We start from the raw sequence: 16,632 nt of genomic DNA, 5'->3' as shown, positions 1-16,632 counted from the left end.
ATAGACCTAGAGAAACAAATTGTGATACAATAACCCTATGAAAGATAAGAAATACCTTCTCCTTGGCCTGCTAGTGGCCGATCTTATTGCAGTTTACTTTTTCCTACGAACTCCTGTCCCTTGGATTTTTTGGACAGCTACCTTTGTTCTTGCCGTCTCCATTTGGATATTTAAAAATCAATGGAAAAACTACAAAAATAGAGATGAGGAGTCAGAGTAGCCCATATAGAATTAGAAAACTCGATCAGTTCAATATCTGATCGAGTTTTCTATTGTCTATTTATGAATTGGGATCATCAAGGCTACGGCCATGCAAGCCTTTTTCCCGTTGGACTTGACGTAGTTTTTCTGGTGTCACATCATTTCCTTCTTCGTCAACAACTTTGATACCTTCAATGTGATGACGGACGGAGCGTCTGTAACCTTCAATATACTCTTCACGAAGTTTAGCTTGTTCTACCTCTTCTTCTGGTGTCAAGCCTTCTGCTTTTTTCTTTTTGGCAAGCTCATTGATTCGAGCAATTTTTTCAGGTGTCATAATAAAACCTACTTTCTACCTGTCATCAGGTCATTATTTTGTATTTAATTGGTTAAAGGCTGCGACTTTATTGGCTTTTGCTACTAGACTAGCAAGAAGGGCCAAACGATTCTTTTTAACAGCCTCATCTTCTGCCATAACCATGGTATTGTCAAAGAAAGCATCGATGACTGGGCTAAGAGCAAAGAGTTGAGCCAATTTGTCGCTAGCTGAACCTGTCAATTCTAATTCTTCAATCGCCTTAGCAAGAGCTTTTTCTTGATCATTTTCAAAGAGACTAGCATCGACCTCTACTGAAGCATCTGCTTTTTCTGCCAAGTTGAAAGCACGTGAGAGTGACTCAACAGCTGCCTTATAACCATCAGTCTTAGCAGCTTCTGAAAGAGCTTCAGCCGCTTCAAGCATATCCGCTACCACGAAGTTTGAACCAGCAAGTACAGCTTCTTTGATGTCTTTAGATGTGCGTCCCATCATCTTGTCTACACGCGCCTTGATGAAGTTGAGCACTTCTGCTTGATTGGCATACGAAAGACTATCGAATGAAAGTCCGTAAAGACTATCGATTAACTCATCCATCGGGATGTTCCAACCAAAGGCATCCAAGATACGAACAATCCCTTGTGTTGCACGGCGAAGCGCATAAGGGTCATTGGAACCAGACGGAATCAAACCGACTGAGAAGAAGGAAAGAAGGGTATCCAATTTATCCGCAAGAGCAAGGATGGCACCAACCTTGGTTTCAGGAAGGGCTCCATCTGCTGAATCAGGAAGATAGTGCTCACGGATAGCTGTCGCTACTGCAGCATCTTCACCAGCAAGGAGGGCGTATTTTTCACCCATGATTCCTTGCAATTCATCAAACTCTCCAACCATACCAGTCAAGAGGTCAAATTTGTAGATTTCTGCTGCACGAGCTACAGCTGCTTTTTCTTCAGCAGTCAAGCCAGCTTGCTCAGCCAAGGAAGCCGCAATGACACCAGCACGGGCCATGTGTTCTGAAAGAGAACCGATTTTTTCATGGAAAGTCACGTGTGCCAATTTAGCAACCAGGTCTTCAATCTTGAGTTTTTGGTCTTCACGCCAGAAGAATTCACCATCTTCGAGACGCGCCACCAAGACTTTTTCATTTCCTCGGATAACATTTTCCAAGTGCTCAGCATTCCCATTACGGACTGAGATGAAGTTTGGTTTAAGCTTACCGTCAAGGTCACGTACAACAAAGTAACGTTGGTGCGTTTCCATTGAGGTCACCAAGACTTCTTCTGGAACGTCCAAATACTTAGTATCGAAACTTCCCATAAAGGCAGTTGGGTATTCGACCAAGTTCAAGACTTCATTCAAAAGTCCTTCTTCGATTTGGACTTGAACACCTTGTTCTGCTTCAATAGCTTTGATTTGCTCACGAATCATGTTTTCACGTTCTTTGCTGTCTGCAATGACGTAAACGGTACGAAGGTCTTCTTCGTACGAATCCGCATTGGTAATTTCCACTTCATGTCCAAGGAAACGGTGTCCGCGACTCACACGACCTGAATGGATATCCAAGAAGTCGAGATCAAGCGCTTCATCACCCAAAAGGACAATCAAGGTATGAACTGGACGAATGTATTCAAAGGTGTTGTTAGCCCAGTGCATGCTGACAGGGAAAGTCAATGAAGCAAGTACTTCTGGAACGCCGGCCAAGACTTCTTTGGCAGGTTTTCCAGCTTCATGTTTCGTCACGTAAACGTATTCTTCTCCCTTAACTTCACGGAATTCGATGTCATCTACAGTCAAGCCTTTTCCACGAACAAAGCCTTGCGCTGCTTTTGAGAAGTTTCCATCAGCATCCAAGGCAATTTTCTTAGAAGGTCCTTTAAAATCTTCTGTCAAATCGGTTTGTTGATCAGCCAAACCAAGTACACGAACAGCCAAACGACGTGGAGTTGAGAAGGTTTGAATGCTTTCATATGAAAGGCGGTTATCATCCAAGAAGGCTGCCATTTTCTCACCCAATTGTTTTTCACTTGGTGTGACAACGTAGGCTGGTAACTCTTCAAGTCCTAGTTCTACTAATAAGTTTTTTGTCATGTTTTTTCTCCAGAAAATATCTTTTTTCCAGTTTGCCTTATGTGATTGGCACGCAAGCAACCGACTAGGTCGTTTCATTGCTAAAATTGGAGCCTAAGGTCTCCAATTTTGCCTGGTATCATTAGTTTCTCTAATGATACCTCAATCACTGCGGCAACTGGTTCTGTAGGATTATTCTATAATCCAATTCTATTAATACACTCTCTTTATTCTTCCTCTTCTGCTAGGAGTTTTGCGCGTGTGGCTTCGTCGAGAAGTGGGTAACCGAGTTTCTTGCGTTCTGCGACGAAGGTCTTAGCTACGACACGGGCCAAGTTACGGATGCGGGCAATGTAGCCGGCACGTTCTGTAACAGATACCGCTCCACGAGCATCAAGTAAGTTAAAGGTATGTGAACATTTCAAAACGTAGTCATAGGCTGGGTGAACGAGACCCAATTCCAAAGCACGTCCGGCCTCTTTTTCAAATTTTTCGAAGTTTTCAAGAAGCATATCTTGGTCAGAAACTTCAAAGCTGTATTTTGAGTGCTCATATTCTGGTTGAAGGAAGATTTCTCCATATTTTACACCCGGAGCCCACTCGATATCATAAACTGAGTCTACTTCCTGGATGTAAGAAGCCAAACGTTCCAAACCATAAGTGACCTCAGCGGTAACAGGACCTGTTGCCAAGCCACCGACCTGTTGGAAGTAAGTGAACTGAGTGATTTCCATACCATCCAGCCAAACTTCCCAACCAAGACCAGCTGAACCAGTTGATGGATTTTCCCAGTTATCTTCTACGAAGCGAATATCATGCTCTAAAGGATTGATACCCAATTTTTCCAATGACTCAAGGTAAAGTTCTTGAATGTTTGATGGTGATGGTTTCATGACCACTTGGAATTGGTGGTGTTGGTAAAGACGGTTTGGATTTTCCCCGTAACGACCGTCTGCTGGACGACGAGATGGCTCTACATAAGCCGCATTCCATGGTTCCGGACCAATGGCGCGAAGGAAGGTGTAAGGACTCATCGTACCCGCACCCTTTTCATTATCATAAGCCTGCATGAGCATACAACCCTGGTCATTCCAGTATTGTTGCAAAGTCAAAATAATCTCTTGAAAAGTCAATTTTTTAGACATGTTTTACTCCATTTTCTATAATTTCTTGCGACACGAGTCTGCCTCGTCGATCATACGAGGCAAGACGAGTTAGTACTGCGTCTAGCTCAGGCACCCTAGTGCTGAGCGTGGGACAGCCCGACTGAAAGGAGGTCTCTGCCACTGACGCAGTGAAAGGTTAGTTTTTTAGACATTATTTACTCCATTTTCTATAATTTATTGCGACCTAGAATACAAAAAGAACCGTGTCTTTCCCCCTAAGTCAAGTGACCTAGGGGCGTCAGAAACGCGGTTCCACCCTAATTTATTACTTCATTTTATTCTACTGTACTCAGCTATCTACTGAGAGAAAGCGCCACTTGCCTATCTTGTTCCACTTGGCTTTCACTGTCCCAAGCTCGCTAAAAAAACGCCATAAGCCTTTCTTTCTTGACTAGTATTATAGCAGATTTCTATTCGAGTGTAAACAAAAAACAAGTCCGAAACTGTTGTTTCAGACTTGTAGAAATTCCTTTCAAAGAAAGGGTAAGGTTATGGGCGTTTTGCAACCTTTGGTTTTTTCCCATTTAATTTTTTCTTAGCAGCTTTAACCTCTGCTAAGGCCGCCTTGACTTCCTGTTGACTAGCACCAGGATTAGCCAGTACTGCTTGAGCGCGGATAAAGGCTTGAAGGTAATTCACCTTCACCTTATCTGCTGCATAGATAAACTTAGCGTTCTTAGCTTGGAACTGGAGTTCTGCTGCAATCAATTTCTTAAGACTTGAGAAATCGGTTGTTTTGCCAGTTAATTGTTGATCAGCCGCCTGGTAGTTCGCAAGCGCTTGGTTGATTTGCTCTTGTGTCACACCTTCGCGGACGAGCAAGAGAGCCAACTCCTTAAAGCTTTGATCAAAGGCACGTCGAGCAGAATCCTTAGCGTTCGCATAACGGCCTGTTTTTGAAGTCGCATCATAGGCAGCAATAGCTGATTTTAGCGCTGTGAAATCAGACTCTTTCCCATCTAATTGACTGGTTACCAATCCAAGATTTGAAAAGATTTGGTCAACTTCTGCTTGTGATAACTTAGTCGCAAGAGCTTTCTGAGCTTCTTGGTATGCTGCATCATAAGCTAAACGTTTTTCACTTGTTGCATTAAAGTACTGAGGAGTGCTGGTCAAGTTAGCTTGTTGAGCCAGCAATTGCAACAATTGGGTCTTAATGACAACAGAAAGTTTTGCGAGGTTGTTTTGATCCGCCAGAACGGTCACAGTCGGTGCATCCTCAAACAACTCATAGCCTGTTGGTAGACTGACTGAAATCGTATAAGTTCCAACTGGGACATCTTTCCCAAAAGCATTCTTGCCATAGCGTTGAACTGGAAGAACAAAGGTTTCACCAGCTTGATTCTTCAAGACAACTGGTGTTGTTCTAGGTACTGCTTGATCAAAGACCAGGCTCAAAGGAGCAGTGACAATCTCTTTGGCCAAGAATTCGATGGTCTTAAAGCTATCCTCTGCAGTGATTTCAAATTTCTGAGTTCGTTCGCTGACGAGTTTCAGATCTGATTTGTCATAGGCAAAGAGTTCTGCAACATAGCTACCAAACTTAAGGAAATTGATTTCTTTCCCTTTATCTAAGTTGACATACTGCCCTTGTTCATCTTTGATACGGTAGACAAAATCAGTATCTAATTCTTGATGTGTATCGGCATCTAGGACTGATACCTTAATTCGGCCACTATCCTCAGTAGCAGCAAAATCAGCAAGAGAGGCAAAGTCGCGGTTTCCAGCGTAATCTTCAACCACATAGTAAAGTAAGTCTTTACTGATTCCTTCTGGAAGAGTATAGCCTCCATCTTCATTTGCCGTTAAATAGACACGGTTTTCAAAACGGCTAGTCTTCCCTAGGGCGTCTTTCCCCTCCTTAACTAGGGTCCCCTCTTCATCAAAGGTCTTGACATAGAAGACTTGCTCTCGTAAGATTCCACCATTGCCAACATCTTTTGTTTTACGAGCATAGAAGGTTTCTACCCCATCCTTCTTGGTCGTGTAACCTGAAGTCAAGACTGGTTTTTGGGTATCAATTTGGAGGTTAAAGCGAACAACTTGCTCCTCTGCTCCTGGAACTGCTGGCGTATAACGAACCTCATAGATATAGTGACCATCCGCCACCTTTTCACCCTTGGCATTAGTTCCTTCCCAAGCCGTGTTGTCGACTAGATAAGATCGTTTCCCACGTCCGTCAAAATAATTCTTACGAGCAGAGAAAGCTCCTGTACTTGTCCAAACTGGCTGAGCAAATGCTTGATCATCTGCCTTGTAGACAGCTGCTTTCATATTTTTTAGGTTTCGCAAGACTACAGCCCGGTACTGCACGTAATCTTTGTTTCCATCTCCATCTGGAGAAATAGCCAGACGTACATTGCCATCCGCATCTAAATGGAGGACATTCAAACCTTCTGGAGTTTCTACTGTCCCAAGAACGATTGGGCTTCGTTCTGCTGTTTCCTTCTTAGCAGTCGAATAGAGCACGTCGTTAGCGTTAGAGACTAAGGATGTTACATTCGTCTTTGATGGCACATGTTTGGTTTCTGGAACATCATAGTAGAATCCTGATTTCCCTTCTCTTACCAAATTGTAGATTGGTTTTTCAACCGCAGGGATATTTTGGAAAGAACCACGGAAGCCCATAAATGGAATGCTAACCACATCGCCGTCATCTGCTGGATCCACAAAGCGAACAAATCCTTCTAGGAAGTAACCGTTCGGCATCAATTTAGTCAATTCCTCTGCAAACTTAGACGCATCGACAGTCACTGTCACTGTCTGACTACTATGGGCTTTTACAGTTACATTTGGCCATACCGTCTCTGTTAATTTCCGAGGCTTCAAGGTAAAGCGATCATCTTTTACATCGTCGGTAGTGGTATTCACAATCATCTTCAACTCTCTGTCAGTATCAGAAATATTATGAACGGTCACATCAAAACTAAACCGATCCTCGACATTGCCAAGAGTTACGCTTGGGTAAGCATCTTCATTCGTTACATATAGGTCTGTTGAAACCGCTGCAGCAGTATCCACAATCCCCGCCCCTTGTTGACGTACCGAAGTGTAAGCACCCGTTTCTTTGTTGAGGTGCGGTTTTGCGGTTGACATGATTAAGGCTTTGACTGTTGCAGATAGCTCCTCTGGCGAAAGTTCTGGATGATGAGCTTGGAGGTATTCCTTCACCAAAGCCGATACCCCAGCTACATGAGGGGAGGCCATACTGGTTCCGCTCATACTACCATAGCTATTGTCATTTAGAGATGAAAAGATCGACCCACCAGGTGCTGTGACATCCGGTTTTAATTGGCCATCTGTTGAGACTCCCCAACTGGAGAAATCTGACATCTTATCTGCATCAGGGTTTGGACGATTGTCTAAGCTACCATCAAAGACAAGCTTGTAGTCTTTACCTTTAATCGCTTCTCCATAGCGCTTAGAAATGAAAACAGCAGGGATCTTTCTCGCATCCCCTTCGAGGCCCATTTTGACATTCGCGCCTTCGACACTGTTGTAAATAAGGGCTCCAATTGCTCCTTTTTTATAGACATTAGCGACCTTATCTGAGAAGGTGATTTCGCCACGTTTGATAAGGGCAACTTTACCAGTCAAATCGAGACTGTCTAAATCACTCTCACGCCCCAAACCAGCATCTACATAATCATATTCTTTCCCATTTTCGAAATTGGCATCTGTTTCAGCTGCTGTATAGGTGAATTTTCCTTTATCCAAGTCGGCATTGTCTTCCAAGCCTCGAACTGTAAAGACTTCTTCTGTTACAACCGAATCATTTACGGATGCAACTGAAATAGACTCTTCTACGGTTGAAGGACTCCCCACGACACCGTAATCAGGGTTTTCAGCACTTGGATTGTCATAACCGTATCCATAGGTATTGCTATTTCCTGCCGCGATAATGACGCTAACCCCTTTTGCGCGTGCTCGTTGGATAGCTTCCCGGACAGCGGGACTAGCATTCACAGTAGAACCTGTCACAGATCCCAAACTCATGTTGATGACGTCCGCTCCCAATGCAACTGCGTCATCAATCGCTTTCACATAGACAACATCACTGGTTGATCCACTACGATCAGAGAAAACACGCATAAACATCACTTGGGCTTCTGGAGCAACTCCGTATACATAGTTGCCATCCCCAGCTTTTTTGTCAGGGTTCCCAGTCGCAATCCCTGTTACGTGCATACCATGTGAATCATGGTCTTTTTCTTTGATATTGTCATCTCCATCCATATAATCATAAGCAAAGACGACCTTATCGTTGTACCATTTTCCGTAGTCAATTCCCGCTGCTTTTTTTGCAGCTTCTAATTCTGTTTGATTTTTGAACTTCCCTTTTGTCGGGTCTGAAATCCGCAATACTTCATGGTAGACATCTAAACCAGAGTCAATGACTGCAACAACAGTCCCTTCACCCTTGTAGCCTTTTTCCCAAGTTTGAGGCACATTAATAATCGTATTGCTGCTGATACTGAATGGTTTGTCTTCAGCTTTCTTTTCAGCTCTTGCTTCTGTTGCAGGGTTAGCCTCAGCCTTCTCCTCTGTTGAAGAGGGTTTAACTTCTGTTTTTTCCTGTCCCTCACTTGCTTTTTCTGCAGGTTTAGCCTCAATTTTAGTTACAGCTTCTACTTGCTTTTCAGTAGCTTTATCCTCTGTTTTTGCTTCCTGGGCAACTACTTGGCTACCTGATTCGACAGATGGACTTGTTGCCCCTTTTTCTGAAGAGGCTGGCTCGTCAACAACTTTACCATTTTCAACTACTGAGTCTCTAGTCTGCTCATTTGCTTGATCACTTACAGGAGAAGCAGACTCGCTTGGCAACGCTGGATTTGCTTCTGCAGATGCAATTACTGCCGTCTCTGGTTGTTTTGTTTCATCCGCACTTACATTTCCTGCTCCAAAGACAAGGACCGACCCTAACAGCACCGATGCAACACCAAATTTATATTTTCTCAATGAGAAACGCTGTTTACTCATAAGATTCCCCCTATATACTAAATTATTCTTATTATACTCCTAATTTTTCAGAAAATTCACTCAACATTAACTTTGTTATCAAATTGTAATATTTCCGCATGATATCTTTAATTAGGTGTTTTTTGTTTGTTTTTAGTGATTTTATAATTCAAATAATTAGAAAACTAAAACCAATCATCCGTTTTTTTATCTCATTGCACAAAAAAACAGCGAGAGCAAACTCTCACTGTCTTTTATAAATCAACTAACTTACTGTCTTAAAAGTCTTTGGTATCTGGATCTGGCGCTCCCGCTTCTACTGGGATCTTCCGAAGGAGCTCACAGTCTTCTGGAGCCAATTCGATTGTAGTGCATTGAAGATTACTTGCAATGCGTTCAGGAGTCACTGATTTAGGCAAAGGTAAAAATTCTTCTGCTAAACTCCAAGCTAAAAGAAGCTGGGCTGGAGTTACACTATATTTTTTAGCCAATGCAAGAACTGTCTCATTTTGAAAAAGCTCTCCTTGACCAAATGGACCCCAAGCCTCCAATAAAATTCCTTTATCACGGCAATAACGGACTACTTCCTCTTGATAGACTCCAGGAGCCAAGCGGATCTGATTGACTGCTGGAAGAACTTTGGCACTCTCCAACAAAGCATCCAGGTGATGAGGCAAAAAGTTACTCACGCCAATAGAGCGAATTTTACCCACTGCCTGCATATCTTCCATGGCTCTCCAAACCTCACGATTCCGTTCTTTCCAGGCCTCATTTTCTCGGTGAGTCACAGGATTTGGCCAGTGGATTAAATACAAATCGATATATTCTAGACCCAATTTGTGCAAAGATTCCTCTAGGCCATTGACAGCATCCTCATAGGTGTGACGATTATTCCACAACTTGGTCGTTACAAAAAGCTCTTCTCTTGGAATACCACTATCCCGGATAGCCTTTCCGACGCTTTCTTCATTTTGATAGATGGCTGCCGTATCAATATGGCGATAGCCCGCTTCTAAGGCTGTTTTTACTGCTTGATAAGCTTCCTCGCCATCTTTCGCCTTCCAAGTACCAAAACCTAGTACAGGAATTTGGCGTCCGTCATTTAGTTTGTAGCTCTCCATCTTATTTCCCGTCACTTTTCTTTGTTTTTTCATCAGACTTAGAAGTCTTTGCATTCAAGCGCAACTTTGGCTTAAAGATATTTTCCTTAGGTTGCACCATTGATTTACTAAAAAAGGCATAGAGTAAAAAGGCACTACCTGCCACTAGAATGACGGGACTACGGCGTAACATACCGTAGAGAAAGAAAAATAATCCCATCAACAAAAAACGTACATTTATCTTATTCATAAAACTACCTCGCGATTCAATTAATTTCATTATACCATGTATCAGAGCAATGAGACAAATGGCTAGGCCAAGGAATCTTATTTAAATGAGAGTGGGACAGAAATCGGTCATTCGTTAGAATTCAATTTCGTCGTCCCACCTCCGCACAGTTGAGTAGGGCTGTAAAAGCTGATGAAATCAGCGTGGTAGAGCCCACTCAACCACTGCGTCTTGCTAGACAATCTAAAGACAATTGAGAGGCTAGGACTCTTGTCCCAGCCTCATGGAAGAAATTCAATTTTAAAACTAGTGAAAGGAAGCGAAAGCAATTGATTCGTATTCGAACCTCTTTTTCACCATTAAGCTTCAAATCGTTTTTGGCCATCCAAGAAGGTTGCAACCAACTCTAAATCTTTATCAAGTACAATAAAGTCAGCATCATGTCCCTCACGAATTTGGCCACAGACATCATCAATATGGACAGATTTAGCAGGATTGAGACTGGCCATCATGACCGCTTCATGAGGATTAGCAATGCCCCACTCAACAACATTCTTCAAGCCATCTTTAAGCTTCAAGATCGAACCAGCCAAGTTTCCTGTCGATTTCAAACGGGCCGTTCCATTTTCTACGACAACAGGGAATTCACCCAACATGTAGTCGCCATCTTCCAAGCCACCAGCTGTCATACAGTCGGTGATCAAGGCAATATTTTCCACTCCTTTTTGTTTGAGGAGAATATCGCAGGCTTTTGGATCAACGTGATGGCCATCACAGATTAACTCTGCATAAGTATGTGGAAGTTGGTACATAGCCCCAACCATTCCAAGTTCACGGTGCGTCAAGCCGCGCATTCCGTTATAGGCATGCACCCAGACACTAGCCCCAGCATCCACTGCTTTTTTGGCTTCGTCAAAGGTTGCATTGGAGTGCCCCAGCGCAACTGTCACCCCTTCTCCTGTTACTGTACGGACAAAGTCTTCTACACCTTCCCGCTCAGGAGCAAGGGCAATTTTATTGAGTAAGCCATTGGCTGCTTTTTGCCATGCACGGAATTCATCCATCCGAGGATCTTTCATATAGGCTGGATTTTGAGCTCCTTTGTACTTCTCTGTAAAGTAAGGACCTTCAAAGTAAATCCCACGGATCTTTGCACCAGAAGCTTCTTGGTATCGTGCTCCAATGTTTTCAGTTACTGCTAATAATTGCTCATAAGAAGAGGTCAAAGTTGTTGGCAAAAAGCTAGTAACCCCTGTGCTCAAGAGCCCCTCACTCATAGTATGAAGGGTTCCTTCAATGTTGTTGTCCATAACGTCAACTCCACCAAATCCATGGATGTGCGTATCAACCAAACCAGGAGCAATACTATAGCCGGTATAGTCCAAAACGGTAGCTCCCTCTGGTAGCTGATCCACATGTTTTCCGAATTTGCCATCGACAATTTCTAGATATCCTCCCTTACGAATTCCATGGGGATAAAAGAATTGATCTGCTTGTATATAGGTTGTCATGGTGATTTCCTTTCTTTTTCTACCGATATATTCATACACATTATAATCCTTTGTGCTACATTTGTAAATGGTCTAGACCTATTTTATTTAAATATATTAATATTCTTTATAAATACAATAAGAAATCCAGTTCTAAAGAACTGGATTTCAGAATATTGACAAACTTTTTCCATAAAATAGATAGATGATTTTTTTAAAAAATTATCTTTTTTGAGAAATTAGGCAGATCTAAAACTTTCCGCTGTGAGAAAAGTGCCTAGATCAATTAAGGTCTAGGTACACGGAATTATTGAGACCTTAGGCTCAATAATTAGTCATGGAACTTCGAAGAAGTTCGCTGACGTCCGTACTCACCTAAGGAAAGTTTTAAAAAAAATGTTATACCAATCTAAAGAGAGTGGGACAAAAATCGGTCACTCGTTAGATTCGATTTCGTCGTCCCACCTCCGCACAGTTGAGTAGGACTGTAAAAGCTGATGAAATCAGCCTAGTAGATCCCTACTCAACCACTGCGTCTTGCTCGACAATCCAAAGACAATTGAGAGGCTAGGACTTTTGTCCCAGCCTCTTTTTGCTTTTTTAGATCTGCTCTAATTGTACCTTCTCTGCTAAATTCATGGCATGGTCTGCAACACGTGTATAGTGAGAGATCATATCAATAAAGTTGACACCTGCTTGAGGTGTACACTCGCCCTTGTTTAGACGAGAAATATGGGTCTTCCGCAATTTCTTTTCGAGCTTTTCAATTGCCTGATGGCGCTGTTCCAACTCTGCTGCCAACTCTTGGTTATCCTCTTCTACACTTCTAAGTGCATCTTTAACAAAAGTAGCAGTTTGTTGGTAGATATCTTCTAATTCAGCCAAGGCATTATCAGAAAACACAACTTTCTTCCGAATGAGGTAGTCCGTCAGGTTGATTAAGGATTCCGCGTGGTCTCCAATCCGCTCTAAATCTCGAGAAGAATCCAAAATATTAGTCAAGGATTCACTTTCTTTTGGACTCAGAGCTTCACTAGACAAGCGGATCAAGTATTTGGTCAACTGATCATCGATGGTATTAATGGCTTCTTCTGTTTTATGGCCTTTTTCAGCTAGCTTTTCTTCTTGATTTACAATGTAGCGATAGGCCAAGTCGAAACTCTTTTCAGCATAGGTTCCTAAATGCAATAGTTCTTTTTTGGCATTTCCTAAAGCAATCGAAGGAGCTTGGGTAATCAGATTTTCATCCAAGTAAAGTGGTTCGTATTTGACCACTTCATCCTCACCAGGAATCAATTTCGTCACAAAGTAAGCCAAAGCTCCAATGAAGGGGAACTGGATGATGGTATTGGTAATATTAAAGGTCCCGTGAGCAAAGGCTATGGTCATCTCGGGAGACAAATGAAGAGTCGTTTCAAACCATTGAATCAAAGATGTAAACGGAACAAGGAAGACAAGACAGATAATGGTTCCGATAACATTAAAGGCTACATGGGCACCCGCCACACGTTTGGCCGCAATATTTGCTCCCAAGGAAGCAATGATGGCTGTAATGGTCGTTCCGATATTATCACCAAAGAGAACTGGGAGAGCCCCTTTAAGGTCAATCAAATGACTAGCATAGAGATTTTGTAAGATACCAATGGTTGCAGAGGAAGCCTGAATCAAAAGAGTTAATCCTGATCCGACAAAGACACCCAAGATAGGACTTTTACTCAACTCCACCATGTAGTCACGAAAAACTTGCAAATCTTTAAGAGGTTCCATAGCCCCACTCATCAAGTTGAGGGCAAAGAAGATACCACCGACACCAAAAACGATTCGTCCAACATTATTAACCAAACGATTTTTGGTAAAGAAGAGACAAATCGCTCCGATAAAAAGCATAGGCAAGGCGTAGTCTCCTAATTTAAAACCAATGATAAAGGAGGTAACAGTAGTTCCAATATTGGCCCCCATAACAATACCAATAGCTTGACGGAGGGTTAGAAGTCCAGCACTCACCAGACCGACCGTAATCACTGTAACCCCTGAACTAGACTGAATCAAAGCAGTCATCCCAATCCCTACTAGAACCCCTAGAAAGGGATTACTCGTATATTTATCAATATAGTATCGAAGGCGATCCCCTGCAGCCTGTTGCAAGTCTTCTCCCATGGTTTTAATACTATAGAGAAAGAGACCCAAGCCACCTAAGAAGTTAAATAAAATGTTCTGCCAATCAATGGACATTTCTTTCCTCCATCATCATTCGATAAAAGTTTACTCACTCTATTTTAAAACATCCACCACTTGGACACAAGTTTTTTTTTGAAATTTCTTCTGAATTTTGTCCTAAAAAAACGATAGACTCTACAAAATCTATCGTTTTGTTCATTATTTTTTATCAAGCTCTCGTAACATTTGATCAATTTTGTTTCCATATTCAATGGATTCATCTTTGATAAAGGTTAAATCCGGAATCTTATATAATTTTAAATTCCGACCTAATTCGCGCTTGATGGTTCCTGTTGCTTTTTCAAGCCCTGTCTGAGCCTTCTGATTATCTGAAGCCAGGTCACTCATAATCGAATAGTAGACCTTAGCCATAGACAAATCGCCTAGCATCTGAACATCCGTAATGGTGACACCTTGAACACGTGGGTCACGAACTTTTTTTTGCAAAATTTCGTTGACTTCACGCTTGATTTCCATCCCTACTCGGTCTGTCCGAAAATGACTTGCCATAGGAACTCCTTTCTGATCTGTCTTTAAAACTAGGAAATGGGAGATTTCTTCTCTTCTTTCCTAGTTAACAGTTTATTTTTTAATTTCTTCCATGATGTAAGCTTCGATGGTATCATCCGTCTTGATATCATTGTAGCCTTCGATCATCAATCCACCTTCGCGACCGTTGGTTACTTCTTTGACATCATCTTTATAATGTTTCAAGCTAGCAAGAGCGCCATCATAAATCACGACACCGTCACGAATGACACGAACTTTGGAATCACGAGTGACCTTACCACTGAGGACCATAAATCCACCAATGGTACCCACTTTAGAGACTTTGAAGGTTTCACGAATAACCGCTTCCCCGATGACTTTCTCTTCAAACTCAGGATCCAACATTCCCTTCATGGCATCTTCCATTTCTTCAATCACTTTGTAGATGATTGAGTGAAGACGGATTTCTACCTCATCAGCTTCAGCTTGCTGACGCGCTTGAGGAGTAGGGCGGACGTTAAATCCAATGATGAAGGCATTTGAAGCTTCTGCGAGGGTAACGTCTGATTCGTTGATAGCACCAACCGCTGAGTGAACGATGGTAACCTTGACACCTTCTACTTCAATCTTTTGAAGGGAAGCAGCAAGGGCTTCAACCGAACCTTGTACATCAGCCTTGATAATGACATTAACAGATTTCACTTCACCAGCCTTCAAAGTATCAAAGAGGTTTTCAAGGCTGACACGATTAGTTGCTTGCCGTTGTTTCAAGAGGGCACGTTTGGCACGTTCTTCACCCGCTGCACGCGCTGATTTTTCATCTTCATAAACCGCAAAATGGTCACCCGCCATCGGCGCTTCGTTTAGACCAGTAATCGAAACTGGTGTGGAAGGACCTGCAACCTTAACCCGACGTCCAAGGTCATTGGTCATGGCACGGACACGCCCGAAAGTATTCCCGACAACGATTGGATCTTGGACATTCAAAGTACCTTGTTGCACAAGAAGAGTTGCAACCGCACCTTTTCCTTTATCCAAACGCGCTTCGATAACGGTACCAATAGCACGGACTGTTGGGTCTGCCTTGAGTTCTTGGATTTCAGCTACAAGAAGGACCGTTTCCAACAACTCATCGATGTTTTGGTTGAACTTGGCTGAGATTTCTACAAATTCAGAATCTCCACCCCAAGCAGTTGACATAACGCCGTGTTCTGCCAATTCTCCAATAACACGTTCTGGATTGGCACCTGGTTTATCAATCTTGTTAATGGCAACGATAATTGGAACGTTAGCCGCTTTTGAGTGGTTAATGGCTTCAATCGTCTGAGGCATAACCCCGTCATCCGCTGCTACGACCAAGATGGTAATATCGGTAACAGATGCACCACGTGCCCGCATAGAGGTGAAGGCTGCGTGTCCAGGTGTATCCAAGAAGGTAATCTTCTTGCCGTTTTCCATGATTTGGTAGGCTCCGATATGCTGGGTGATCCCACCGGCTTCTCCTGTCGCAACCCGTGAGTTACGAAGGGTATCCAAAAGGGTTGTTTTACCATGGTCAACGTGTCCCATAATGGTAACAACTGGTGGACGCTCCACCAATTTATCTGGATTCAAATAACCATCTTCGACGAAGAAGCGCTCGATATCCGCATTATCCACTTCAACCTTTTTCTTAGCTTCAATTCCATAATCCACTAACAGAAGTTCAATGGTATCGCCATCCAAAGATTGGTTTTGTGTCGCCATCACGCCCATCATGAAGAGCTTCTTAACGATTTCTGCCGGCTCACGCTTAATCCGTTTTGCGATTTCCGCAACCGTCATTCCATCTGTGTACTCCAATTCACTTGGCAACTCATGGAATTTACGCTCTGTTACTGGTTTTGGAGCTTCATTGCGGTTATTCTTTCCTTTTTTATTCTTTTTGTTGTTATTCCAGTTACTATTTCTTTGATTTCTCACTTGGTTTTGACTACTTCGATTCTTTTGTTGTTTTCTTGGACCATCTTCTTCACGATCAAAATCTTCACGTTTTTTGTCTGGTCTAGCTTGCTTTTTCCGACGTGTATCAACTGCTGCAGGACTTGGACTCGCTACTGGAGTTGCTTTCACTGGCTCCGCCTTTGGTTGTGAAGCGACAACTTCAGTGGCAACCACTTCTTCGCGCTTACGACGTTGTTGTCGTTCTTGCTCAACCTTGGCTGCCTGGTTTTGCTTGTAGCGTTCTTCACTACCACGTGCATATTCCGCATTTTGCTCTGCCTTTAATGCTGCAGCACGGGCTTTGAAATCAATCTTGGGTGCACCGTTTACTGGATTTGGACGTCCTTGACCATTTCCAGCTTGATCGCGACGACGATCATTCCCTTGATTTCGACGGTCATTCCCTTGATTC

Annotated in this window: 9 protein-coding genes and 1 pseudogene; all 10 read right to left on the bottom strand. The window is 42.7% G+C overall.

Going from position 1 to position 16,632, the window contains the following annotated elements; translation table 11 throughout:
• Positions 1 to 280: 280 nt before the first annotated feature.
• Positions 281 to 538, bottom strand: coding sequence for a DUF896 family protein (locus tag N596_RS09255; RefSeq protein WP_023022306.1), 258 nt, complete (start codon positions 536 to 538; stop codon positions 281 to 283).
• A 33-nt stretch (positions 539 to 571) separates the two neighbouring features.
• Positions 572 to 2,608 carry a glycine--tRNA ligase subunit beta gene (glyS, locus tag N596_RS09250; RefSeq protein WP_023022303.1) on the bottom strand — a complete coding sequence of 679 codons (2,037 nt, stop codon included), beginning with the start codon at positions 2,606 to 2,608 and terminating at the stop codon, positions 572 to 574.
• A 206-nt stretch (positions 2,609 to 2,814) separates the two neighbouring features.
• The gene (glyQ, locus tag N596_RS09245) at positions 2,815 to 3,732 is read right to left on the bottom strand and encodes a glycine--tRNA ligase subunit alpha (protein ID WP_000038760.1); all 918 of its coding nucleotides are present in this window, start codon (positions 3,730 to 3,732) and stop codon (positions 2,815 to 2,817) included.
• Positions 3,733 to 4,242: 510 nt separating this feature from the next.
• Positions 4,243 to 8,733 (bottom strand): S8 family serine peptidase, encoded by a 4,491-nt coding sequence (locus N596_RS09240; protein WP_023027720.1) that lies wholly within the window; start codon positions 8,731 to 8,733, stop codon positions 4,243 to 4,245.
• A 257-nt stretch (positions 8,734 to 8,990) separates the two neighbouring features.
• Positions 8,991 to 9,833, bottom strand: coding sequence for an aldo/keto reductase (locus N596_RS09235; protein WP_023027719.1), 843 nt, complete (start codon positions 9,831 to 9,833; stop codon positions 8,991 to 8,993).
• Position 9,834: 1 nt separating this feature from the next.
• On the bottom strand, positions 9,835 to 10,062 hold the full coding sequence (locus tag N596_RS09230; protein ID WP_042361369.1) for a hypothetical protein: 228 nt from the start codon (positions 10,060 to 10,062) through the stop codon (positions 9,835 to 9,837).
• A gap of 338 nt (positions 10,063 to 10,400) precedes the next feature.
• Entirely contained in the window at positions 10,401 to 11,552 is a 1,152-nt protein-coding gene (nagA, locus tag N596_RS09225) for an N-acetylglucosamine-6-phosphate deacetylase (protein ID WP_042361367.1), read from the bottom strand.
• A gap of 579 nt (positions 11,553 to 12,131) precedes the next feature.
• A complete protein-coding gene (locus N596_RS09220; RefSeq protein ID WP_023027716.1) occupies positions 12,132 to 13,763 on the bottom strand; it encodes a Na/Pi cotransporter family protein in 1,632 nt (543 codons plus the stop codon).
• Positions 13,764 to 13,907: 144 nt separating this feature from the next.
• Positions 13,908 to 14,258 carry a 30S ribosome-binding factor RbfA gene (gene rbfA / locus N596_RS09215; protein WP_023022291.1) on the bottom strand — a complete coding sequence of 117 codons (351 nt, stop codon included), beginning with the start codon at positions 14,256 to 14,258 and terminating at the stop codon, positions 13,908 to 13,910.
• A gap of 72 nt (positions 14,259 to 14,330) precedes the next feature.
• Positions 14,331 to 16,628, bottom strand: a pseudogene (gene infB, locus N596_RS09210) (translation initiation factor IF-2); the annotation flags it as partial.
• Positions 16,629 to 16,632: the final 4 nt, after the last annotated feature.

Origin of the sequence: Streptococcus ilei (assembly GCF_000479335.1) — a bacterium.
Classification (GTDB): domain Bacteria; phylum Bacillota; class Bacilli; order Lactobacillales; family Streptococcaceae; genus Streptococcus; species Streptococcus ilei.
The sequence above is the reverse complement of the archived record's forward strand: the minus strand, read 5'-3'. Positions and strand labels throughout refer to the sequence as shown.